Below are 21,267 nucleotides of genomic sequence, written 5' to 3' on the forward strand. Positions count from 1 at the left end.
GGAAACGCACGCGTGGCCGACCGCCGAGGTCCCGCTCGGCGACCATGTACCGAAGCGCGTCGACGCCGTGGTCGTTCTCCTTGACTGGGCCGTCCGGTGACTGCCCGCCTGGCTCGGCAAGCCGCCCCACCGCCCGAGTGCCGCTCGGCGCGGCAACCCCGCCCCCCCGCCCACGTGTCGCCCCACCGGCCAACGGCCGCCCGGCAATCCCGCCCCCCGGCTTAGCGCGGCCCGGGGCCGCACCCCGTTGCCCCCACCGTCAAACCCCGCCGCCGTCTTGCCCTTCCGGGCACCGACTCGGCCCCCTCCAGACATCCAAGTCGCTAGCCCGCGCACCACCGCGACGGGGCGTGACGCCGTTCACCCGGCCGGGCGGCGCGGTTCATCCGGCTCGTGGACAATCATGCCGTGACCGTCACCGCCAAGGCCTCGCCGGGCGCGCGCAAAGCCGTGCTGAGCTGGGCGTTCTGGGACTGGGGAGCGTCCGCGTTCAGCGCCGTCATCCTCACGTTCGTCTTCTCCGTCTACCTCACCGACGGTGTCGCCGCCGACACGGAAAGCGGGTCGCAAGCGCTTGGCGTCGCGCTGACGATCGCCGGTGTGGCGGTCGCCCTGCTGGCCCCGGTCACCGGGCAGCGCAGCGACGTCGGCGGCAGGCGCAAGCTCTGGCTCGGCATCCACAGCGCCATCGCGATCGCCTGCACCGCAGGGCTGTTCTTCGTCCAGGACGAGCCGTCCTACCTGCTGGCCGGCCTCATCCTGCTCGCGGTCGGCAGCGTGTTCTTCGAGTTCGCCGAGGTCAACTACAACGCGATGCTCGTGCAGGTGTCCACGCCGAAGACGATGGGCCGAGTGTCCGGCTTCGGCTGGGGCATGGGCTATTTCGGCAGTGTCATCGCGCTCGCGATCGTGTTGTTCGCGTTCGTGCAGCCGGACGTCGGGCTCTTCGGCGTCACCTCCGAGGACGGCCTGAACATCCGCGCGGTGGCGTTGTTCGTGGCGGTGTGGTTCCTGGTGTTCGCCCTGCCGGTGCTGCTGTTCGTGCCGGAGAACCCGCCGTCCCGCGAACAGGCCAGGGGCAACTTCCTCTCCGGCTACAAGGTGCTCGCCAAGCGGCTGGCGCACCTGTGGCGGACGGACCGGCGGACGCTGTGGTTCCTCGCCGCGAGCGCGATCTACCGCGACGGCCTGACCGCGATCTTCACCTTCGGCGGCGTGGTCGCGGCGGGAACGTTCGGGTTCAGCCAGACCGAGGTCGTGATGTTCGCGATCGTGGCGAACGTGACCGCCGGGATCGGCGCGGTCAGCGGTGGCCGGCTGGACGACCGGCTCGGGCCCAAGACCGTGATCGTGACGTCGCTGATCGCGCTGGTGATCATCGGCGTCGCGCTGACCGCGCTGCCCGGCAAGGCGACGTTCTGGGTGTGCGGGCTGGCGCTGTCGGTGTTCCTCGGCCCGGCGCAGGCGGCGAGCCGGACGTTCCTGGCGCGCATCGTCGAGCCGGAGCGGGAGGGCGAGGCGTTCGGCCTGTACGCGACCACCGGCCGGGCGGTGAGCTTCCTGGGGCCGCTGGCGTTCAGCGGGTTCATCGCGATCTTCGACAGCCAGCGCGCCGGCATGGCGGGGATCGTGCTGATCCTCGCGGCCGGGCTGGTGGCGATCCTGCCGGTCAAGGCGCCGGCGAGGCAAGATGGATGACCATGGAGTCCACGCGCGTGGACCGCTGGCTGTGGGCGGTCCGTCTGACGAAGACCCGATCCGACGCGGCCGCGGCCTGTCGCGGCGGGCACGTGCGGGTCAACGACCGCCCGGCGAAGCCCGCGACGGGCGTGCACCCCGGCGACACCGTGCGGGCGCGCGTCCATGACCGGACGCGGATCGTCGAGGTCGTGCGCGTCATCGAAAAGCGGGTGGGCGCCCCCGACGCGGCCGCGTGCTACATCGACCGCACCCCGGCGCCCCCGCCGGAGGCCCTGACGCCGGTCGCCCGCCGCGAACGCGGAGCGGGCCGCCCCACGAAGCGGGACCGCCGCCTGCTCGACCGGCTGCGCGGCCAGGGCTGGTGAGCTACAGGGGCGCGGGTTGGTGAGCCGCGGCGGCCGGCCCGTGTCGCGACGCGGGCCGTGGCTGGTGAGCGGCGGGACCTTGCCGCATCGCGTGGCTGAGGCCGCTGAGCCGGGCGGGCTCGTCGTGGCGCATGGTCGCCACGCGGCTTGCCGTGCTGCGGTGTGGCGGCCCCGCGCCGGCTCACTACGCGCTCAAAGCCGGTAAACGCGCCGCGCGTTGTCGCGCGCGATCATGGTCACCACGCGCCGCGCGTCGGGCTCCGACCAGTCGCCCTCGGCGACCCACCGGCCGAACGTCGTGGTCACCGCGCGGCGCCACAGCAGCGCGCCGAGGTAGTGCAGCTCCGGCGGCCCCCACGCGTCCGACGAGTACAGCTGCTTCGCGAACGGCGCCAGCTCGAACGACTCCGCCACCACCGCCACGCTGCGCACCCCCGTGTGGTTGATGCCCAGCCCCACGTCGAAGTGCACTTTCGGGAATGCCTGCGCCAGGTACCCGGCCTCGCGGTGGTACGGGTAGCAGTGCAGCAGCAGAACCGGCACGTCCGGCGTCGCGCGCAGGAAGTCCAGCAGGTGCAACGGGTTGACGCGGTGCAGGTCGAGGTCCCGGTCGCCGATCCCGGTGTGCAGCTGCAGCGGCAGGCCTCGCGAGATCGCCGCGTGCAGGCCGAACCGGATCAGCACCTCGTCGTCCAGCCGCGGCTCGTCGCCCGCCGTGTCCAGCCACCGGTCCGCCGCCAGCGTCACCTCGGCCGGCGACGGCGGCGTCAGGTCGATGTCGAAGCCCGTGCGGTAGGCCAGGATCGACTTGGCCCCCACCGCGTTCTCGGCCCGCGCGGCCAGCCGCGCGGTGAAGGCGTCGGCGTAGTCGCGCCCGGACACGTTCTCCAGCGCGATCTCCTCGGCCAGCGCCTCCAGCCGCACCACCTCGTGCGCCCGCGCGCCGGAGGCCGACTCCATGCCCTCCAGCCCGAGCAGCGAACTCGTGGCGTACCCGGTGTCGACGATCCAGTCGCTCACCCCCGCGCCGCCGAGGAACCGCCGCGTCACCTCCGCCACACCCAGCTCGGTGCGGCGCTTCCAGTACTCGTCGGCGGGGGCGTGCTCGGGCAGGTCGAGCACCGGCGCGCACCACCGCCGCACCGCGAACCCGAGCTGCGAGTCGAACTGCGTCATCCACGGCGGGATCGGGTCGGGCGAACCCTCGTTGAGGTGCCCCTCGAACTCGGCCCGCTCCAGCTCGACCGTGAACGCGCCGTGCACGTGGTGGTCGACGAGCGGCGCGGCGGCGACGTGCTCGGCCAGCGTTGGCCCGGATCGGACTTCGTCGAGTCGCCGCATGCGGTTCAGTGTCCCCCGGGCAGGGGCGTCCCGCCCGTTGTGATGCCCGTCTACCAGCGCCTGCCCGCGCGTACTTCCTGTATTACCGTGCGGTAATGCACGCCGTCAGTGAGAAAGCGGTGGACGAGCCCACCCTGGCCGACCTGCTCGACCTCGAGGAGATCGACCGCGACCTCTACCGCGCCAACCTCGTGTTCGACGACCCCCTGCCGCTCTACGGGGGCCAGGTCGCCGCGCAGGCGCTCGCCGCGGCCGGGCGCACCGTGGCGGAGGACCGCCTGCCGCACTCGCTGCACGGCTACTTCCTCCGCCCGGGTGACGCCACGCGCCCGACGATCTTCCACGTCGACCGGGACCGCGACGGCGGCTCCTACTCCGCCCGCCGGGTGGTCGCCGTGCAGAACGGCGAGGTCATCTTCAACATGTCGGCGTCCTTCCACCGCCGCGAGGAGGGTGTCGACCGCGAGGCGCACCCGGAGCGTCCCGAGGGCGATCCGGAGCAGCTGCCCGGCGGCGGCATGCCGCGGCTGTTCTCGATGCAGGGCGCGCTGCCGCCGCAGCCCTACCCGGACGGCCAGTGGCCGACGCGCTTCTGGGCGCGCTGCAAGCTCGAACTGCCCGACAACCCGCTCATCCACGCCTGCGTCCTGACCTACCTGTCGGACATCTCGTCCGGCGTCGCGGCCTTCGGCAACGAGGAGGCGTCCGCGTCGTCGAGCCTGGACCACGCGGTGTGGTTCCACCGGCCGGGCCGCCTCGACGACTGGGTGCACATGGACCTGGTGCCGCAGAGCGTCGCGGGCGGCCGCGGCTGGTACACCGGCACCGTGCGCACGCGGGACGGCGTGCTGCTGGCGAGCCTCGCGCAGGAGTGCCTGTTCCGGAACCGCAGGCGGTAGCGTTCGGCGGGTGAAGGTCGATTTCGCGGTCCCGTTCTCCAGTCCGGCCGACTCCCGGGAGACGATGCGGCGGGCCGAGCGCGACGGTTTCGACGGCGTGTGGACCACCGAGGTCAAGCACGACCCGTTCCTGCCGCTCGCGCTCGGCGCCACGGTCACCGAGCGCGTCACGCTCGGCACGGCGATCGCGGTGGCCTTCGCGCGCAACCCGATGACCGTCGCGCAGACCGCGAACGACCTGCAGGAACTCTCCGGCGGACGGTTGCTGCTCGGCCTCGGCACGCAGATCAAGACCCACGTCACGCGGCGGTTCTCGATGCCGTGGTCGCAGCCGGTCGCCCGGATGCGCGAGTTCGTGCTGGCGTTGCGGGCGATCTGGGACACGTGGCACAGCGGCGCGCGCCTCAACTTTCGCGGCGAGTTCTACACCCACACGGTGATGACCCCGATGTTCACGCCGCAGCCCCACCCGTACGGTCCGCCGAAGGTTCTGCTCGCGGGCGTGGGTGAGGGCATGACGCGCGTGGCGGGCGAAGTCGCGGACGGCTTCCTGTGCCACGGCTTCACCACCGAGCGGTACCTGCGCGAGGTGACGGTGCCGGCGCTGCGGTCCGGGCGGGACTCGCTGGACGGCTTCGAACTGGTCGGCTCGCCGATGGTGGTGACCGGCCGGTCGGACGCCGAGATCGCCGCCGCGCTCGCGGGCACGCGGCGGCAGATCGCGTTCTACGGTTCGACGCCGGCCTACCGCGGGGTGCTGGAGCTGCACGACCGCGGCGAGCTGGGCGACGAGCTGCACCGGCTGTCCCGGCGCGGCGAGTGGGAGCGGATGGGCACGCTCGTCGACGACGAGCTGCTGGCCGCGATCGCCGTGGTGGGCAAGCCCGACGAGGTCGCGGCCGAGGTGCGGCGCCGCTACGGCGACCTGTTCACGCGCGCGACGCTCTACCTGCCGTACGAGGCGGATCCGGGCCTGGTGGCCGAGGTCGCGGCGGCGGTGCGCGCGTAGGTCGCGTCCCTCAGGAGGGGGAGAAGTGGTCGTCGTCCTCCTGGTGAGGCGGGTGTTCGGCCGGGGCGCCCTCCTGCTCGGCCTGCTCGTGGGGCCGCGTGAGCTTCGCGTCCCGCGCCGCTTCCTTCGCCTCGGCCAATGCCTGCCTCGACTCGGCCAGCTCGTCGTGCTTCTCGTCCGGCACGATCGCCTCCCTTCGTCCGCTCCCGGCTACCACTTCCGCAGGCGCGCAAACCAGCTCCGCGGCCGCGGCGAGCACGTCGGCGGGCTGGACCTGCAGCAACGCCGGGTCCGGATCGGGCGAGAACGGGTCGCCGCGGCGCAGCTCGTCGGCCGACAACGCGCGGTGCGGGCCGGGTGGCGGTCCCCAGTGCCGGGCCGGGACGGGGCCGAACAACGTGACCGACGGGGTGCCGAAGGCGCAGGCGAGGTGCGCGATGCCCGTGTCGCCGGAGATCACCAGCCGGGCCTGGGCGACGAGCGCCGCGAGGTCGAGCTGGCCGGTGCGCCCGGCGAGGCGGTCCGCGGGCGCGGCGAGGGTGGCGGCGAGGTCCTGTCGGACGTGCTGCCGGTGATCACCACGCGGTGACCGGCCGCGCGGAGCGCCCGGGCGACGGTGGCGAAGCGCTCGACGGGCCAGCGTTTGCTGCCGAAGGCGGCACCGGGGAGGATGACGACCGCGCCCGGCGCGGGGCTGGTGCGCGGGGGCGGTGGGAGGTGGAGGTCGCCGGGGTCGGCGGGAATGCCGTGCTCGGTGAGCAGGCGGCACCAGCGGTCGCGTTCGTGCAGGTCGTCCATCCACTTCGGACCTGGCCAGCCGTGTCCACTGTGGCCGATGCGGCGGCGGGGGCCGAGGGCGTCGAGGACGGCGTTGCTGTGCGGGCCGGTGCCGTGCAAGTTGACGGCGACGGCGGGGTGGCTGGCCCGCGGGTCGAGCGGGGTCATGCCGTGGGTGGGCAGACGGTGTCGACACAGCCGGTCAGCTCGACGAGCGGGCCGAGCCAGCCGGAGGTCGCGAACATGATCTCGTGGTCCGGCCACGCGCGGCGGATCGCCTTGAGCGCCGGAACGGTGACGAGGAAATCCCCGAGTTTGAGCGCCCGCATCGCCACGACGTGCCCCACGGCTGTGCTGCTACCCCCGGCGCGGTCGGTGAAACGATGTTCAGCCGCGCGGGGCGTACATGATGACCGCGACGCCCGCGAGGCAGATGAGCGCGCCGATGACGTCGAACCGGTCGGGCCGGTACCCGTCGGCGACCACGCCCCAGGCCAGCGAGCCGGCGACGAACACACCGCCGTAGGCGGCGAGGATGCGGCCGAAGTTGGCGTCCGGCTGCAGGGTGGCGACGAAGCCGTACAACCCGAGCGCGATCACGCCCGCGCCGATCCAGATCCACCCGCGGTGCTCGCGGACACCCTGCCAGACGAGCCAGGCGCCACCGATCTCGGCGAGCGCCGCCAGCACGAACAGTGCGATCGAACGGAGAACCAGCACGCCGCGACCCTAAGCGGTTGATAGTTAACTACGCAACAGTTATCATGTTAACTATGAGCGAGCCGGAGCGGGAGAGCACGCTGGAACTGATGCGGTGGGTCGTGTGGGGACAGCGGCGCATCGCCGAAGACTGGATCCGGGAACGCGGCCTCACCCACGAGCAGAGCGCGGTGCTGGCGTACCTGACCAAGAACCCGGACGCCATCCAGCGGGACGTCGCGCGGGCCATGCGCACCAGTGCGCCGGGTGTCTCGCGGCTGTTGGCCGGGCTCGAGCGCCGCGGGCTCGTGGAACGCCAGGCGCAGGAGGATGACGCACGCAGCCGCCGGGTGCGCGTCACCCCAGCCGGCTCCGAACTGATCCAGGGTTTCGAAGAGGCCATGGACCGGGTCGAGGAGTCGATCCTCGCGCCGCTGGGCGCGGAGGGCCGGGCGCGGCTCCATGACCTCCTGGCGCAGCTCGCATCCCGGATCGACCCGCCCTTCACCCATCAGCAGCAAGGAACGCACGCATGACTCAGATCACGATCATCGGGGCCGGTCTTGCCGGGCTGACGCTGGCGCGAACCCTGGCGGTGCACGGAATCCCGTCCACGGTGTACGAGGCGGAGACGTCGGCGCAGGCCCGGGGCCAGGGCGGCATGCTCGACATCCACGACTACAACGGACAGCACGGGATCCGTGCCGCCGGCCTGATGGACGGCTTCCGGTCCCTGGTCCTCGAAGGACGCCAGGCATCCCGCGACGTGGCGCCTGACGGCACCGTCCTGGCTGACGTGCCCGACGACCCCGCCGGAGGCCGCCCCGAGGTGCAGCGTGGCGAGCTCCGGCAGCTGCTGCTGGACTCCCTGCCTGCCGGCTCGGTCGTCTGGGGCCACAAGACCCGGAGCGTCCGGACCCTCGAGGACGGTCGTCACGAAGTTACCTTCGCCAACGGATCAAAGATCGTCACCGACGTGCTCATCGGCGCCGACGGCGCCTGGTCGAAGGTCCGGCCACTGCTTTCCGATGCCACGCCCACCTACGCCGGGCGCTCGATGATCGAGACGTACCTGTTCGACAGCGGCACCCGACACCCCGCCACGCTGGCCCTGGTCGGCGGCGGCTCGATGACGGCCTACGACGAAACCACCGGCATCGGACTCGGCGTGCAGCGCGAGCGCGCGGACACGCTGCACTCCTACGCCATGTTCGACAAGCCGCTCGACTGGTTCGACGGCATCGACTTCGACGACGGCCCCGCAGCCGCCCGCACTGTCGCGGCGATGGTCGAGGGGTGGGCGCCGGAGCTCGTCGCGCTGGTCGCGGACAGCGACATCCCGCCGGTTTTCCGACCCCTGTACGGGCTGCCGATCGGGCACCGCTGGGAACACGTTCCCGGGGTCACGCTTATCGGGGACGCCGCCCACCTGGCGCCGCCGGACGGCGAAGGGGCGAACTGGGCGCTCTTCGACGCCGGCCGGCTCGGCAACGCCATCGCGCAACAGCCCGAGGACATCGACGCGGCCATCCGCGCCTACGAAGCGGACCTCTTCCCGCGGAACGTCGACACCGCCAAGGCGGCCGCGGCCTACTACCCGGATTTCAAGCCGCACTGACCACGGCAGCCCCGCGCGTGGCGGTGGGCGGTCACGCCGGGGGTGAGGTGCGGAAGTCCTGCCGCGACGTGCGCTGCCGTCCGCGGATGGCGCCGCGCGCGAGGTGATCAAGCCACCGATCGCCCTCTCCGTGGATGCTGGCCGGCATCTACGGAGCGAGGCCGGTCCGCGGCGACGCTCAGGGACGTGGGATGTTGCGCAGGTTGCTGCGCGCCAGCTCGACCATCTTGCCCACCCCGCCGTTCAGCACCGTCTTGCTCGCGGCCAGCGCGAAGCCCCGCAGCATCTCGCTCGTGATCTTGGGCGGGATGGACATCGCGTTGGGGTCCGTGGTCAGCTCGACCAGCGCCGGGCCCTGGTGCTCGAACGCCTTCGTCAGCGCCGACCGCACCTCGCCCGGGTGGTCGACCCGCGTCGACCAGATGCCGCACGCCGCGGCGATCGCGCTGAAGTCGACCGGCGTGTGGTCCGTGCCGTAGGACGGGAGGCCGTCCACCAGCATCTCCAGCTTCACCATGCCCAGCGACGCGTTGTTGAACAGCACCACCTTCACCGGCACGTCGTACAGCGACAGCGTCAGCAGGTCGCCCATCAGCATCGCCAGTCCGCCGTCGCCCGAGATGGACACCACCTGGCGGCCGGGCGAGGACAGCGCGGCGCCGATGGCGTGCGGCAGCGCGTTCGCCATGCTGCCGTGGCGGAACGAGCCGATCACCCGCCGCCGCCCGTTCGGCGTCAGGTACCGCGCCGCCCACACGTTGCCCATCCCGGTGTCCACAGTGAACACCGCGTCGTCGGCGGCGACCTCGTCCAGCACCGCCGCCGCGTACTCGGGGTGGATCGGGGTGTGGTGCTCGATGTCCTTCGTGTACGCGTCGACCACCTTCTCCAGCCGCCGCGTGTGTTCGTGCAGCATGCGGTCCAGGAAGGACCGGTCGGTGCGCTGCCGCAGGCGGGGGAGCACCGCAGCCAGCGTCTCCTTCACCGAGCCGTGCACCGCCAGGTCCAGCGGTGTGCGGCGGCCCAGGTGCGCCGGGTTCGTGTCGATCTGCACGGTGCGCGCCTGCGGCAGGAACCCGTCGTACGGGAAGTCGGTGCCCAGCAGCACCACGCGGTCCGCCTCGTGCATCGCGTCGTAGCACGCGCCGTACCCGAGCAGGCCGCTCATGCCGACGTCGTACGGGTTGTCGAACTGGATCCACTCCTTGCCGCCGAGCGAGTGGCCCACCGGCGCTTGCAGGCGGCCGGCCAGCGCCATCACCTCGTCGTGCGCGTCCCGGCAGCCGGCGCCGGCGAACAGCATCACCTTCTCGCCGCTGTCGAGCACCTCGGCCAGCTCCGCGATGGCCGCCTCCCGCGGCACCACGGGCGACGGCTCGACCACGTGCACCGTCTCGGCCGCGGAGCCGGTGGCCCGCCGCTCCGACACGTCACCCGGGATGCTCAGCACCGACACCCCGCCGCGCCCGACCGCGGTCTGCATCGCGATCCGCAGCAGCCGCGGCATCTGCTCCGCCTGCGACACCAGCTCGCTGAAGTGGCTGCACTCGGCGAACAACTGCTCGGGGTGGGTCTCCTGGAAGAACCCGGTGCCGATCTGGTTGGACGGGATGTGCGAGGCGATCGCCAGCACCGGCGCCCCGCTGCGGTGCGCGTCGTACAGGCCGTTGATCAGGTGCAGGTTCCCCGGACCGCAACTGCCGGCGCACACGGTGAGCCGCCCGGTGATCTGCGCCTCCGCGGCCGCCGCGAACGCCGCCGTCTCCTCGTGCCGCACGTGCACCCACTCGATGCCCGGCGTGCGGCGCACCGCGTCCACCACCGGGTTCAGGCTGTCGCCGACGATCCCGTAGATGCGGCGCACACCGCTGTCCCGCAGGATCCGCACCATCTGCTCGGCCACTGTCGCCATCGCCCCACCCCTTCTGCTCCTGGGACCCAGGGTCCTCTCGCGGCGGTGCGGACGTCCACCCGACTTCACTCGTTTCGGGCGAAAATCGAATTCGCCACAATCAGGTGAGCCGGCTCCGGACCTCGTCGAAGTGGTGGCGCACCGCGTCGTCGATCGCCTCCGGGTCGCCGCAGGCGATGGCGTCGACGATCCGCTGGTGCTTGGCGACCAGCGCGTCCGACGGCGTGCGCGGCGCCCCGATGAGCGCCTCGGTCTGCCGGTAGACGCTCCAGAACAGGCGGATCAGCTCGGCGGCCAGCTCGTTGCCCGCCGCGGTGCAGATCAGCTCGTGGAACTCGCCGTCTGCGGCCGTGGCGGTGGCCGGGTCGGACATCCGGCGCACCCGCTCGGCCAGCTGTTCGAGCAGTTCCTCGTCGCGTTGCCGGGCGAGCTTGCGGGTCAGCTCGGTCTCCAGGATCTGCCGGACCTCCAGCAGATCGCGCAGCCCGCTCAGGTCGTCGCGCGAGCGGGCGCGCGTGCGGAACAGCAGCGACGGGCTCAGCGCGGTCATGCTCGCCGCGCCGACGAAGGTGCCGTAGCCGTGGCGGATTTCGACGATGCCCAGCGCCTGCAGGGTGCGCAGCGCCTCGCGGACCGAGTTGCGGGCCGCGCCGAACTCCTCCATCAGCCGTGGCTCCGGCGGCAGGGGATCGCCGGGCCCGAGGCGCCGCCGGTCGATCAGCTCGACGATCGAGTCGGCCAGTTCCTGGCTGCGCAGTGTCCGCACTCTTGCCACCATCCGGAATCGTCGGCTAACGTCCGCAGCATCATACGACGTCCAACGTCCCACGACTAGCCCTCGATGAAGAGGTAAGGAACATGAACCCGTGGTACCGCCGGCTCGGTCCGGGCCAGTGGAAGGCGTTCGGCGCAGCGTGGCTCGGCTACCTGCTCGACGGCTTCGACTTCGTGATCATCACCTTGGTGCTCACCGAGCTGCGCGACGAGTTCGACCTGTCGCTGGCCACCGCGTCCACGCTGGTGTCGGCCGCCTTCGTGTCCCGCTGGCTGGGCGGGCTCGCGCTGGGCGCGCTCGGCGACCGCTTCGGCCGCCGCCCGGCGATGATCGCATCCATCGTGCTCTACGCGGTCGGCACCGCGCTGTGCGGGTTCGCCTGGGACTACTGGTCGCTGTTCATCTTCCGGGTCGTGGTCGGCCTCGGCATGGCGGGGGAGTACGGGTCGAGCAGCACGTACGTGATGGAGAGCTGGCCGAAGGGGCTGCGCAACCGCGCGACGGGGTTCCTGCTGTCGGCGTACCCGATCGGCACGGTGCTCGCTGCGCGTGCCTACGACCTGATCGTGCCGAGTTTCGGCTGGCGGTGGCTGTTCTGGATCGGGATCCTGCCGGTGTTCGTGGCGCTGTGGCTGCGGCGCACGTTGCCCGAGGCGAAGGACTGGGCCGAGGAGGTCGGCTCCGGTGGCGGCTCGACGAGCGCGTCGGCGTTGCTGAACCGGCGGTGGGCGCCGCTCAACGTGGTCGTGGCGGTGGTGCTGGCGACCTGTCTGGTGCTGATCTTCTCGGGGCACGCGGGGAGCCTGTACCCGCTGTACATCGCGCTGTGCGTGGTGGGGTTCGTGGTGTTCGGGGTGCAGATCAGCGGCCGAGCGTGGCCGGTGGCGGTGGGGTTGATGCTGACCGTGTTCTGCGCGTTCCTGTACTCGTGGCCGATCCAGTCGCTGCTGCCCACGTACCTGAAGACGGAGCTGCACTACAACGCCGGGCAGGTGGCGAACGCGCTGACCTGGGCCGGGCTCGGGTACGCGGCTGGTTCGTGCCTGGCCGGAGTGGTCGGCGACCGATTCGGCACGCGGGCGACGTACGTCGGCGGGCTGCTGCTGTCGCTGGTGTTCGTGTTCCCGGCGTTCGCGCTCGGCTCGGGCAGCATCGTGCTGGTCTGGTTGCTGCTGTTCGTGTTGCAGGGCACGAGTTCCGGGATCTCGGGGCTGCTGCCGAAGTACATCGGGGACCACTTCCCGACCCGCCTCCGCGCGGCGAGCCTCGGGTTCACCTACAACGTCGGCGCGCTCGGCGGCGCGGTCGCCCCGCTGCTCGGCGCGCAGGTGGCCGGGCACATCGGGCTGGGGCCGGCGCTGGGTTGGCTCGCGGCCGGGTTGACGGTGCTCACCGCGGTGCTGGTCGGTTTCGACGTGCCTGCACGGCTTGGGCGCGTCGGGCGCCTCCGGCGGCGGGAGGGCGCGGAGGTTGGGTGAACCCGCGGTGGGGTTCGGGGGTTTGCGCGCGGGGCTGGTGGTGTTGGGGTGATGGGGGAACCCGGGGTGGGGTTCGGGTGGTCCGCGCGAGGGGGCTGGTGGTGTTGGGGTGAATGGACCGTTCATGGCTTGCGGGTGGCGCGAGATTCCCTGTCGTGTCGCGATGAATGGTCCAGTCATGGCTTGGGTCTGCGAGTTGCCCAGTGGAGCAGGGATGAACGGTCCGTTCATGAGTCTTGGTGGCATGGGGTGTCCAGTCACGTGCCGGTGAATGGACTTTCATGGCTTGCGGGTGGCGAGCTGCCCAGCCGTGCCTCGATGAATGGACCGTTCATGGCTTGCGCGTCACGAGATGTTCAGCCGTGCCGCGATGAGTGGTCCATTCGGGCTTTCAGTGCCCTGAGATGTCCAACCGTGCCTTGATGAACGGTCCCTTCAGCGCTTCGCCTCCCACGAAATGCCGAGCCAAACCCTGGCGCCAACGAACCAACCCCCAACCCCAACCCCAACCCCTCAAGCCTCATTCGCCGTGACCCAAGCGGCGATCTGGCTCCGCGAAGTGAACCCCAGCTTGGCGAGGATGTGCTCGACGTGCGTTTCGGCCGTGCGCTGGGAAATGACGAGCTGTCCGGCGATCTGCCGGTTGCTCAGCCCCTTCGCGACCAGTGCCGCGATTTCCGATTCGCGGGCGGTCAGCGGGTTGCGCGAAGGGCTGGCCGGCGCCGCCGACATCCGCCGCTCGTCGAGGGCGAACGCGACCGCCTTTTCGAACGTCATCGAAGCCCCGCGGGCGTACTCCTGCTCGAACACCTGCCGTCCCAGGGCCTCGCGCGCCGGGAGTGCGGCGTGGGTCTGCGAAACCTGCTGCAGCGCCGGTTCGATCCGCCCCGCCCCGGACAAGCGCCACGCCGTCGCGGCGCAACCGAGCAGCCGCGCGGCCCGGTTGAACCGCCGGTCGGCCGCCGCGCACCAGGCCAGCGACTCCAGGCTCAGCGCGATCCCGGAATGATCGCCCGCGGGCTCGCGCAGGCGGATCGCGTCGCGCTGGAGGCGTTCCGCGCGCTGCAGATCACCGCGCCGCCACAGCGCCAGCCCCAGCACCCACACCGCCAGCGCGGTGTACCAGGGCGGATTCCCGTGCGCCGCGCACAGTTCGACCGCCTGCTCGCCCGCCTCCTCGGCGTTCGGCTCGCTCAGCACGAACCGCGCCAGCGCCAGGTACGGCAGGATCTGCAACGCCAGCCCGTCGTGCCCGGCCGCCCGGCACACCTCGTGCGCCTCCTCCAGCAACTCGCACGCCCGCCGCGGATCGCCGAGGAAGTAGCGGCTCACCCCCTCGCACACGAGCAACTCGACGCTGATCACCCGGTCGTCCAGCTCCGCCGCGATCGACCGGTACTCCCGCAGCCGCCCGGCGAACCCCCGCCGCACCCCCAGCCACGTGCAGGTGAGCAGCGACGCGTGCAACGCGCGCGCCCGCTCTCGCGACGGGCCGCCGTCGAGTTGGAGCACCCGGTCCAGCCACCGGCTGCCCTCCAGCAGGTGCCCGCCCGCGATCCAGAACGTCGACAGGTTCCCCGCCATCTCCAGCGCCGGCCGCGGATCCGGCTCCTCCAGCCACGACTCCAACGCCGCGCGCAGGTTCGCGTGCTCGCTCTGCATGCGGGAGATCCACTCCTGCTGACGCGGGGTGATCTTCTCCTCGGTGAACCGGCGGGCCAGCTCGCGGTAGAAATCGCGGTGCCGCCGCGTGGAACCGGCCGGATCACCGTTCTCCGCGAGCCGCGCCGCGCCGAACTCGGCAAGCGTTTCCAGCATCCGGTAGCGCGCGTTGTGCCCGTAGGTCTCCCGCACCCGCACCAGAACCGATTTGTCGACCAGTCCCGCGAGGACGCCCAAGACCGAGTCACCGCCGATCTCGTCGCCCGCGCACACGAACTCGGCCGCGGGCAGGTCGAACCCGCCGCGGAACACCGACAGCCGTTCCCACGCGCGCTGCTCGGCGGGCAGGCAGAGCCGGTAGCTCCAGTCGACCAGCGCTTCCAGGCCCTGCTGCCGCGGCGGTGCCGTGCGGGAGGCCTCGCTCAGCAGCGCGAACCGGTCGGTCAGCCGGTCGTTCAGCTCGGTCAGCGACAGCGTGCGCAACCACACCGCGGCCAGCTCGATGGCCAGCGGCAGCCCCTCGACGTGCCGGCAGATCGTCGCGATCAGCGCCTCGTTCTCGGCGGTGAGGGCGAACCCCGGCGACACGGCGGCGGCGCGGTCGGCGAACAGCGCCATCGCGTCCCAGCCGCTGGCGCCCTCGGTCGTGCCCTCGCGGTCGGGCAGGCTCAGCGGCTCCACCGGCAGCAGGTGCTCGCCCTCGACCGAGAGCCGCTGACGGCTGGTCGCCAGGATGCGCAGCCCGCTGGTCGCAGCCAGCAGTTTGCCGATCAGCGTCGCGCACGCGTCGGTGAGGTGCTCGCAGTTGTCCAGCACCAGCAGCACCTGGCGGTCGCCGAGGAACTGGGCGAGCCGGTCCGCGGGCTCGACGGCCTCGTCCCGCAGGCCGAGCGCGGTGGCGACGGTCTGGGGCAGCAGCGCCGCGTCGTCCAGATCCGCGAGTTCGGCGAAGTGCACCCCGTCCGGGAACGCGCGTTTCAACCCGACCGCGGCCCGCACCGCGAGCCTGGTCTTGCCGACCCCACCGAGTCCGGTCAGCGTCACCAGGCGCGCGGCGGACAACAGCCGCCGGATGTCCGCGAGCTCCTGCCGCCGGCCGACGAAACTGGTGAGCTCGCTCGGAAGTGTGCCCGCCACCGCAACAGCGTAGTTCGCCCGGGCGGTGATCGGTGGGGTCGTGATGCTGAGGAAATGATGAACTAGGTCAGTTTCCGTCACCGATCGGTCGCATTCTGGAACCATGACGGACACCCCGGGGCGGCTGCTGACGCTGCTGTCCCTGCTGCAGACACCGCGCGAATGGCCGGGTACCGAGCTGGCCGCGCGGCTCGCGGTCAGCACCCGGACGATCCGCAGGGACATCGACCGGTTGCGCGGGCTCGGGTACCCGGTGGAGTCCACGATGGGCGCCGAGGGCGGGTACCGGCTGGTGGCCGGCGCGGCGATGCCACCGCTGCTGCTCGACGACGAAGAGGCGGTCGCGATCGCGGTCGGCCTGCGCACCGCCGCCCGCCAGGCGGTGGCGGGAATCGACGAGGCCTCGGCCAGGGCGCTGGCGAAACTCGAGCAGGTGCTGCCCTCGCGGCTGCGCCGCCGGGTGCGCACGCTCGGCGCGGCGACCGTGCCGATGCCCGATCCCGGCCCGCCGGTCGTCCCCGAGGACCTCGCCGCGCTGGCCGCCGCGATCGCCAACCACGAGCGCGTCCGGTTCGGCTACCGCGACGCCGAGGGCCGCGAATCCCGCCGCCTGGCCGAACCGCACCGCCTGGTCGCCGCGGGACGCCGCTGGTACCTGGTGGCGTGGGACGTCGACCGCGACGACTGGCGCCTGTTCCGCGTCGACCGCGTCCGCCGCCCCCACGGCACCGGCGCCCGCACCACCCCGCGCGAGCTGCCCGCCGACGACGCGGCGGCCTTCGTCACGGCCAAGCTCAACCGCACGGTGCCGACGCACCGCGCGGTGGTGACCCTGCACGCGCCACTGGCGGAGATGCGCCCGCGGGTGGAGAACGCAGGCGAGCTGACGGCGACGGGCCCGGCCGCCTGCCGGTTGGAGACCCACGCCGACACCCTCGACTGGCTGGCGTTCCGGCTGCTGGCCCTCGGCTGCGAGTTCGAGGTCCACGAACCACCGGAACTGGCCGCGCACCTGCGTGCGCTCGCCGGCCGGATCACCCGCGCCACCAGCGGCTGAGCACCCGGTGCGGCCGGTTGGCCGCCTGGTGGCGCGCCCGGTTCTCGCGTAACGTCCGACCTGCGGTTATGTCGGCAGGGAGCGGAGGGCCCGGCGATGCGATCGATGTGGAAGGGCTCGGTGTCGTTCGGGCTGGTCACGATCCCGATCAACCTCTACGCGGCCACCGAGAACAAGAACGTGTCCCTGCGCCAGGTGCACGTCAGCGACGGCGGGCGCATCCAGTACAAGCGCTTCTGCACCATCGACGGCGAAGAGGTGCCCTACGCCGACATCGCCAAGGGGTACGAGACCGACGACGGCGAGATGGTGGTCATCACCGACGAGGACCTCAAGGAGCTGCCGCTGTCCAGCTCCAACGTGATCGACGTGCTGGAGTTCGTGCCGCTCGAGGCCATCGACCCGCTGCACTTCGACCGCCACTACTACCTGGAGCCGCAGAAGGCCGCGGTCAAGCCGTACGTGCTGCTGCGCGACGCGCTGCACAAGTCCGGCAACGTCGCCATCGCCAAGGTCGCGCTGCGCCAGCGCGAGACCCTCGCGCTGCTGCGCGTGCACGCCGACGTGATGGTCATGACCACGATGCTGTGGCCGGACGAGGTGCGCACCCCGGACTTCGGGTTCCTGCGCGACGAGCTGCCCCAGGTGCGGCCGCAGGAGCTGAGCATGGCCGGCTCGCTCATCGAGTCGCTGTCCGAGCCGGTTTTCGACCCGGACAAGTACACCGACCAGTACCGGGAGGCGCTGGAATCGGTGATCGAGGCGAAGATCGCGGGCAAGAAGACCACCCGGCCGAAGGGCCGCTCGCCCAAGACCGACGTGGTCGACCTGATGGCGGCGCTGGAGGCCAGCGTCAGCGAGGCGAAGAAGGCCCGCAAACCGGCCAAGCGCACGGCCGCGAAGAAACCGGCCGCGACCCCGGCACGCAGCCGCCGCTCGCCGAAGAGCGCCTGACGTCACGCCGACACGCCGGGACCTCCTCCCACCTTCCGGTGAAGCGCGGTGGTACCAAGGTGCCGCAACACGAACCGGCGGAAGGTGTCAGACATGGAGTGCCCCAGCTGCGCACGGGACCTCGACCACTGCCACGGCACCCTCGTCCTGCACGTGGACGCCCTGGTGGAGTGCACCGAACCGGACTGCACCGACACCGACCTGGTGCGGCACAGCCTGACGATCCGGTGCGACGAGGTCGACGGCGGCTGCGTCTGCACGGCCGACTACGTGGTGGAGTACGCGCAGGCGTCCTGATCACCGCACCACGTTGACCAGTGGTTCGCCCCGCGCGAACCGCTGGAGCTGCTGCTCCACCAGCCGCTTCGCCCGCGGGTAGAACGAGTCGGAGCCGCCCGCCACGTGCGGGGTGATGATCGCGCCCGGCGCTCGCCACAGCGGGTGGTCCGACGGCAGCGGCTCCGGATCGACCACGTCCAGCGCGGCCCGCAGCCGGCCCGCCACGACCTCCTTCGTCAGCGCCGCGGTGTCGATCGCGGTGCCGCGGCCGACGTTGACCACCAGCGCGCCGTCCGGCAGCGCCGCCAGCTCGGGCGCCCCGATCAGGCCGCGGGTGGCGGGGGTGTCCGGCAGGATCAGCACCAGGATGTCCGCGGACGGCAGGAGTTCCGGCAGCTCGTCGATGCCGTGCACACCCTCCCGCGCGGTGCTCGCCACGCGCACGATCTCGGCCTCCCCGGCCACGAGGTACCGCTCGATCGCCTTGCCGATGGAGCCGTAGCCGACGAGCAGGACGCGCTCGTCCGCCAGTGACCGGGTGTGCTCGCGGTCCCACGAGCCGGTGCTCTGCTGCCGGAACCAGCGCGGCAGGTTCCGCTGCGCGGAGAGGATCAGCGCGAGCGTGTGCTCGGCGACGCTGAGGTCGTGCAGGCCGCGGCCGTTGGCGAGGGTGACGCCGTCCGGGATCAGCGGCAGGAGGCTGTCGACACCCGCGGACAGCGACTGCACGGCCTTCAGCGACGGCATCTTCGCGATCAGCTTCGGCGGCTCGGGCCCGCTGTCGTAGGGCAGGACGTAGAACTCGACGCCGTCCAGGCCGGGTGGCGTGCCGGTGCCGTCGTAGCAGGCGGTCTCCAGGCCGTCCGGGACGGTGAGATCGGACCAGGGCAGCAGAACTCGGGGTGTCATGCGACCTTCCTCTTCGGCGTGCGGACGGCGAGCAGGACCAGCGCGGACGCGGCCATCGTGCCTGCCAGCATCAGGAACGCGGCGGCGTCGGTGCCGGTCGCGGTGCGCAACCAGCCCACCAGGTACGTGCCGAGAAAGCCACCGAGCGCGCCGGCGGCGTTGACCAGCGCCACGGCGACACCGGCGGTGCGGCGCGGCAGCAGCTCCGGGATCATCGCGAAGAACGGGCCGTAGGGCGCGTACATCGCGATCCCGGCGAGGACCAGCAGCGGGAACGACAGCCAGAACGCGTCGTGGCCGGCCAGGTAGGAACCGTAGAACGTGACCGCGCCGCCGAGCAGCCACGGCCACACGTAGCGGATGCGCCGGCTGGTGCGGTCGGAGCGGCGCGAGTTGAGCAGCATCGCGACCACGGCGAAGGCGTACGGGACCGCGGAGAGGAGGCCCGTGGCGCCGATCCCGGCGGACGACCCGGCCTTCACGATCGACGGCAGCCAGAACACGAACCCGTACACGCCGATGCTCCACAGCAGGTACTGCGCGGACAGGACCAGCACGGCCGGAGTGCGCAGGGCTTCGCGGAGCGGGTGCACTCCGGTTGTGTCGGCGGTGCTCGCGAGCTCGGCCTGCTCGGCGGCGATCGCGGTGTCCACGGCTTCGCGTTCGGCCGGGGCGAGCCACGGCGCGTCGGCCGGCCGGTCGCGGACCTGCGCGCGGAAGTAGAACGCCCAGATCAGGGCGGGCACGCCCTCGATGATGAACATGCCGCGCCAGCTGGTGGCCTCGATGAGGTAGCCGGAGGCGGCGGACAGCCACATCACGGTGACCGGGTTGCCGAGGATGAGGAAGGCGTTGGCGCGGCCGCGTTCGGCCTTGGTGAACCAGCGCGCGAGCAGGACGACCAGCGCGGGCAGCACCGCGGCCTCGACGGCGCCGAGCAGGAAGCGGACGACGATCAGCAGCGGGACCGAGCTGAGCAGGCCCTGGAGCGTGGCGAGCGTGCCCCAGGCCAGGACCGACCAGAAGATCAGGTCGCGGACGCTGCGGCGGTCGGCGTAGAGCACGCCGGGGACCTGCAGCAGGAAGTAGCCGGCGAAGAACGAGGCGGCGATGAGACCGGACGTCGAACTCGTGATGCCCAGGTCTTCGGACATGCCACCGGCCGCGGCGATCGAGAAGTTCGAGCGGTCCAGGTAGGCGAGGCTGTACGTGACGAAGACGATCGGGATCAGGCGCAGCCAGCGCTGCCTGCCCGGTTGGGTGGCCATGCCGGTCACTGGCGGGCTCTCCAAGGCGGCCTCCTTGCCGTTCTTTCCATGATGTGGAAAGCTATTCCGTATTGTGGTGCTCGATGAGTGTGGAACTTCCACCGGGAGACGTCAAGGGGTGGTGTGTGGCTGACATGGTGGGCAAGGCCCTGCGGGTGCTGTCGCTGCTCGGCGAGTACCCCGACGGGGTCGGGCTGTCCGAGCTCGCGCGCCGGGCGGGCTACCCGGTGAGCACGACGCACCGGCTGCTGGGTTCGTTGCAGGAACAGGGTTTCGCGCGCAGTGATCCGGCGTCGAAGCGGTACGCGCTCGGCGTGCGGCTGTTCGAGCTGGGGCAGCGGGTGTCGCACGCGCGGGGGTTCGCCGGGGTGGCGTTGCCGGTGCTGCGGGCGCTGACGGAGCAGACCGGCGAGCCGACGCTGATGGCGGTGCTGGACGGGCGCGAGCAGGTGTACGTGCATTCCGTGCAGGGGCCGCGGCAGATCCAGATCCGGGGCGAGCCGGGGCAGCGGGGGCCGCTGCACTGCACGGCGATGGGCAAGTGCCTGGTGGCGTTCGCGCCGGACCGGGAGGCGCTGGTGGAGTCGCTGGAGCTGGCGGGCTTGGCGCCGCGGACGATCACCTCACGGGCGGAGTTCGCGCAGGAGATCGCCGCGGTGCGGTCCCAGGGCTACGCGATCGCCGACGAGGAGCACGAGCCGGGGATAAGGGCCGTCGGGGTGCCCGTGCTGGGCCCCGACGGGCACGCGATCGCCGCAGTCTCCACCGCGGCGCCGGCGTATCGGATGTCGGTGGCCGAGCTGGAGGCCTTCGTGCCCGCCCTCCACGCAGCGGCGCGGGAGCTGGGTGCGGTGCTGCCGCGCTGACAGTGGCTGGCGAGGCCCAGGGCGGCGCCGCCGGTGCCGGGAGGGGGCACGGCGGTTGGGGCGGTGCGGCCGCGCTGAGCGCGTTGCGACGCCACTCGCCCGAGCCGAGGCGCCGCCCGCGCCGCGCCCACGGCGTCCCGAGGCCAGGCGCCGCCCGCGCCCAGCCCCCCGGCGTCCCGAGGCCAGGCGCCGCAGGGCGCGGAGTTGGCGCCCGCTTCGCGAAGCGACGTGCGGCCGGGCGCGCGCAGTTGGGCCGCGCGCCGACCGCAGCATTGAATCCACGCTCGCCCTGCGGGTCCCACGCTCGCGGGTGGGTTCCGCGCTCCTGCTTGGCGAGGTGTCCAGGGCACCCACCGCCCTGCGCACGGACTCGCCGACCCAGCCGTGGAACCCACCGCCCCGCGCACGGGAACTTGCCAGCCCAGCCGTGGAACCCACCGCCCCGCGCGCGGGAACTTGCCGGCCCAGCCGTGGAACCCACCGCCCCGCGCGCGGGAACTTGCCGGCCCAGCCGTGGAACCCACCGCCCCGCGCACGGGAACTTGCCGGCCCAGCCGTGGA

At 72.1% G+C, this 21,267-nt stretch carries 19 protein-coding genes and 1 pseudogene; 11 read left to right on the plus strand and 9 right to left on the minus strand.

Translation table 11 applies throughout. The features are described from left to right. Nucleotides 1–408 precede the first annotated feature (408 nt). A complete protein-coding gene (locus tag ABZ193_RS30465) occupies nucleotides 409–1,698 on the plus strand; it encodes an MFS transporter (RefSeq protein ID WP_237340041.1) in 1,290 nt (429 codons plus the stop codon). A 2-nt stretch (nucleotides 1,699–1,700) separates the two neighbouring features. Further along, on the plus strand, nucleotides 1,701–2,066 hold the full coding sequence (locus ABZ193_RS30470; RefSeq protein WP_237340040.1) for an RNA-binding S4 domain-containing protein: 366 nt from the start codon (nucleotides 1,701–1,703) through the stop codon (nucleotides 2,064–2,066). Between the two features lie 192 nt (nucleotides 2,067–2,258). On the opposite strand, the gene ABZ193_RS30475 is transcribed toward ABZ193_RS30470, so the two are convergent. Continuing rightward, nucleotides 2,259–3,407: an amidohydrolase family protein gene (locus tag ABZ193_RS30475; protein WP_237340039.1), complete on the minus strand. Its 1,149-nt coding sequence runs from the start codon at nucleotides 3,405–3,407 to the stop codon at nucleotides 2,259–2,261. 95 nt (nucleotides 3,408–3,502) lie between these two features. Here ABZ193_RS30475 and ABZ193_RS30480 point away from each other — a divergent pair, with 95 nt between their 5' ends. Both ABZ193_RS30480 and ABZ193_RS30485 read left to right on the plus strand, forming a co-directional pair. Continuing rightward, complete coding sequence (locus ABZ193_RS30480) at nucleotides 3,503–4,306, plus strand: acyl-CoA thioesterase domain-containing protein (RefSeq protein WP_020422840.1); 804 nt, start codon at nucleotides 3,503–3,505, stop codon at nucleotides 4,304–4,306. 10 nt (nucleotides 4,307–4,316) lie between these two features. Continuing rightward, nucleotides 4,317–5,315: a TIGR03617 family F420-dependent LLM class oxidoreductase gene (locus tag ABZ193_RS30485; protein WP_237340038.1), complete on the plus strand. Its 999-nt coding sequence runs from the start codon at nucleotides 4,317–4,319 to the stop codon at nucleotides 5,313–5,315. Nucleotides 5,316–5,325: 10 nt separating this feature from the next. Here the strand turns inward: ABZ193_RS30485 and ABZ193_RS30490 are convergent. The 3 genes and pseudogenes from ABZ193_RS30490 to ABZ193_RS30500 all read right to left on the minus strand — a co-directional run bounded on the left by ABZ193_RS30490 (nucleotide 5,326) and on the right by ABZ193_RS30500 (nucleotide 6,812). Further along, nucleotides 5,326–6,260: pseudogene (locus ABZ193_RS30490) on the minus strand (glycosyltransferase family 9 protein). Further along, a complete protein-coding gene (locus ABZ193_RS30495; RefSeq protein WP_354712414.1) occupies nucleotides 6,257–6,439 on the minus strand; it encodes a hypothetical protein in 183 nt (60 codons plus the stop codon). Before ABZ193_RS30495 ends, ABZ193_RS30490 begins: the two are co-directional and overlap by 4 nt. A gap of 40 nt (nucleotides 6,440–6,479) precedes the next feature. Next, complete coding sequence (locus ABZ193_RS30500; RefSeq protein ID WP_123685300.1) at nucleotides 6,480–6,812, minus strand: YnfA family protein; 333 nt, start codon at nucleotides 6,810–6,812, stop codon at nucleotides 6,480–6,482. Nucleotides 6,813–6,865: 53 nt separating this feature from the next. On the opposite strand from ABZ193_RS30500, the gene ABZ193_RS30505 reads away from it, so the two are divergent. Further along, entirely contained in the window at nucleotides 6,866–7,327 is a 462-nt protein-coding gene (locus tag ABZ193_RS30505; protein ID WP_354712415.1) for a MarR family transcriptional regulator, read from the plus strand. Continuing rightward, nucleotides 7,324–8,409 (plus strand): NAD(P)/FAD-dependent oxidoreductase, encoded by a 1,086-nt coding sequence (locus ABZ193_RS30510; protein ID WP_354712416.1) that lies wholly within the window; start codon nucleotides 7,324–7,326, stop codon nucleotides 8,407–8,409. The genes ABZ193_RS30505 and ABZ193_RS30510 overlap by 4 nt, the downstream gene beginning before the upstream one ends. Nucleotides 8,410–8,587: 178 nt before the next feature. Here ABZ193_RS30510 and ABZ193_RS30515 read toward each other — a convergent pair whose 3' ends face one another. Then, on the minus strand, nucleotides 8,588–10,321 hold the full coding sequence (locus ABZ193_RS30515) for a pyruvate dehydrogenase (protein WP_237340034.1): 1,734 nt from the start codon (nucleotides 10,319–10,321) through the stop codon (nucleotides 8,588–8,590). A gap of 100 nt (nucleotides 10,322–10,421) precedes the next feature. Then, a complete protein-coding gene (locus ABZ193_RS30520) occupies nucleotides 10,422–11,087 on the minus strand; it encodes a FadR/GntR family transcriptional regulator (protein WP_354712417.1) in 666 nt (221 codons plus the stop codon). 92 nt (nucleotides 11,088–11,179) lie between these two features. Here ABZ193_RS30520 and ABZ193_RS30525 point away from each other — a divergent pair, with 92 nt between their 5' ends. After that, nucleotides 11,180–12,574 (plus strand): sialate:H+ symport family MFS transporter, encoded by a 1,395-nt coding sequence (locus ABZ193_RS30525; protein ID WP_020422832.1) that lies wholly within the window; start codon nucleotides 11,180–11,182, stop codon nucleotides 12,572–12,574. 513 nt (nucleotides 12,575–13,087) lie between these two features. On the opposite strand, the gene ABZ193_RS30530 is transcribed toward ABZ193_RS30525, so the two are convergent. After that, complete coding sequence (locus ABZ193_RS30530) at nucleotides 13,088–15,373, minus strand: LuxR C-terminal-related transcriptional regulator (protein ID WP_354712418.1); 2,286 nt, start codon at nucleotides 15,371–15,373, stop codon at nucleotides 13,088–13,090. A gap of 103 nt (nucleotides 15,374–15,476) precedes the next feature. Here ABZ193_RS30530 and ABZ193_RS30535 point away from each other — a divergent pair, with 103 nt between their 5' ends. The 3 genes from ABZ193_RS30535 to ABZ193_RS30545 all read left to right on the plus strand — a co-directional run bounded on the left by ABZ193_RS30535 (nucleotide 15,477) and on the right by ABZ193_RS30545 (nucleotide 17,681). Beyond that, nucleotides 15,477–16,430, plus strand: coding sequence for a YafY family protein (locus tag ABZ193_RS30535; RefSeq protein ID WP_020422830.1), 954 nt, complete (start codon nucleotides 15,477–15,479; stop codon nucleotides 16,428–16,430). 96 nt (nucleotides 16,431–16,526) lie between these two features. After that, the gene (locus ABZ193_RS30540) at nucleotides 16,527–17,384 is read left to right on the plus strand and encodes a Ku protein (protein ID WP_027934710.1); all 858 of its coding nucleotides are present in this window, start codon (nucleotides 16,527–16,529) and stop codon (nucleotides 17,382–17,384) included. 93 nt (nucleotides 17,385–17,477) lie between these two features. Next, the gene (locus ABZ193_RS30545) at nucleotides 17,478–17,681 is read left to right on the plus strand and encodes a hypothetical protein (RefSeq protein WP_020422828.1); all 204 of its coding nucleotides are present in this window, start codon (nucleotides 17,478–17,480) and stop codon (nucleotides 17,679–17,681) included. Here ABZ193_RS30545 and ABZ193_RS30550 read toward each other — a convergent pair whose 3' ends face one another. Beyond that, a complete protein-coding gene (locus tag ABZ193_RS30550; RefSeq protein WP_354712419.1) occupies nucleotides 17,682–18,572 on the minus strand; it encodes a 2-hydroxyacid dehydrogenase in 891 nt (296 codons plus the stop codon). It abuts the gene before it with no gap. Then, entirely contained in the window at nucleotides 18,569–19,864 is a 1,296-nt protein-coding gene (locus tag ABZ193_RS30555) for an MFS transporter (protein ID WP_354712420.1), read from the minus strand. The genes ABZ193_RS30550 and ABZ193_RS30555 overlap by 4 nt, the downstream gene beginning before the upstream one ends. A 110-nt stretch (nucleotides 19,865–19,974) precedes the next feature. Here ABZ193_RS30555 and ABZ193_RS30560 point away from each other — a divergent pair, with 110 nt between their 5' ends. Further along, on the plus strand, nucleotides 19,975–20,706 hold the full coding sequence (locus tag ABZ193_RS30560) for an IclR family transcriptional regulator (protein ID WP_020422825.1): 732 nt from the start codon (nucleotides 19,975–19,977) through the stop codon (nucleotides 20,704–20,706). Nucleotides 20,707–21,267 lie beyond the last annotated feature (561 nt).

Origin of the sequence: Amycolatopsis sp. NPDC006125, from assembly GCF_040614195.1 — a bacterium.
GTDB classification, from domain to species: Bacteria; Actinomycetota; Actinomycetes; order Mycobacteriales; family Pseudonocardiaceae; genus Amycolatopsis_E; species Amycolatopsis_E tucumanensis.

Coding starts and splice junctions, on each gene's coding strand:
- ABZ193_RS30470 (WP_237340040.1), top strand. CDS start 1,701: ATGGAGTCCACGCGCGTGGACCGCTGGCTGTGGGCGGTCCGTCTGACG.
- ABZ193_RS30475 (WP_237340039.1), bottom strand. CDS start 3,407: ATGCGGCGACTCGACGAAGTCCGATCCGGGCCAACGCTGGCCGAGCAC.
- ABZ193_RS30480 (WP_020422840.1), top strand. CDS start 3,503: ATGCACGCCGTCAGTGAGAAAGCGGTGGACGAGCCCACCCTGGCCGAC.
- ABZ193_RS30505 (WP_354712415.1), top strand. CDS start 6,866: ATGAGCGAGCCGGAGCGGGAGAGCACGCTGGAACTGATGCGGTGGGTC.
- ABZ193_RS30510 (WP_354712416.1), top strand. CDS start 7,324: ATGACTCAGATCACGATCATCGGGGCCGGTCTTGCCGGGCTGACGCTG.
- ABZ193_RS30515 (WP_237340034.1), bottom strand. CDS start 10,321: ATGGCGACAGTGGCCGAGCAGATGGTGCGGATCCTGCGGGACAGCGGT.
- ABZ193_RS30525 (WP_020422832.1), top strand. CDS start 11,180: ATGAACCCGTGGTACCGCCGGCTCGGTCCGGGCCAGTGGAAGGCGTTC.
- ABZ193_RS30535 (WP_020422830.1), top strand. CDS start 15,477: ATGACGGACACCCCGGGGCGGCTGCTGACGCTGCTGTCCCTGCTGCAG.
- ABZ193_RS30540 (WP_027934710.1), top strand. CDS start 16,527: ATGCGATCGATGTGGAAGGGCTCGGTGTCGTTCGGGCTGGTCACGATC.
- ABZ193_RS30545 (WP_020422828.1), top strand. CDS start 17,478: ATGGAGTGCCCCAGCTGCGCACGGGACCTCGACCACTGCCACGGCACC.
- ABZ193_RS30550 (WP_354712419.1), bottom strand. CDS start 18,572: ATGACACCCCGAGTTCTGCTGCCCTGGTCCGATCTCACCGTCCCGGAC.
- ABZ193_RS30560 (WP_020422825.1), top strand. CDS start 19,975: ATGGTGGGCAAGGCCCTGCGGGTGCTGTCGCTGCTCGGCGAGTACCCC.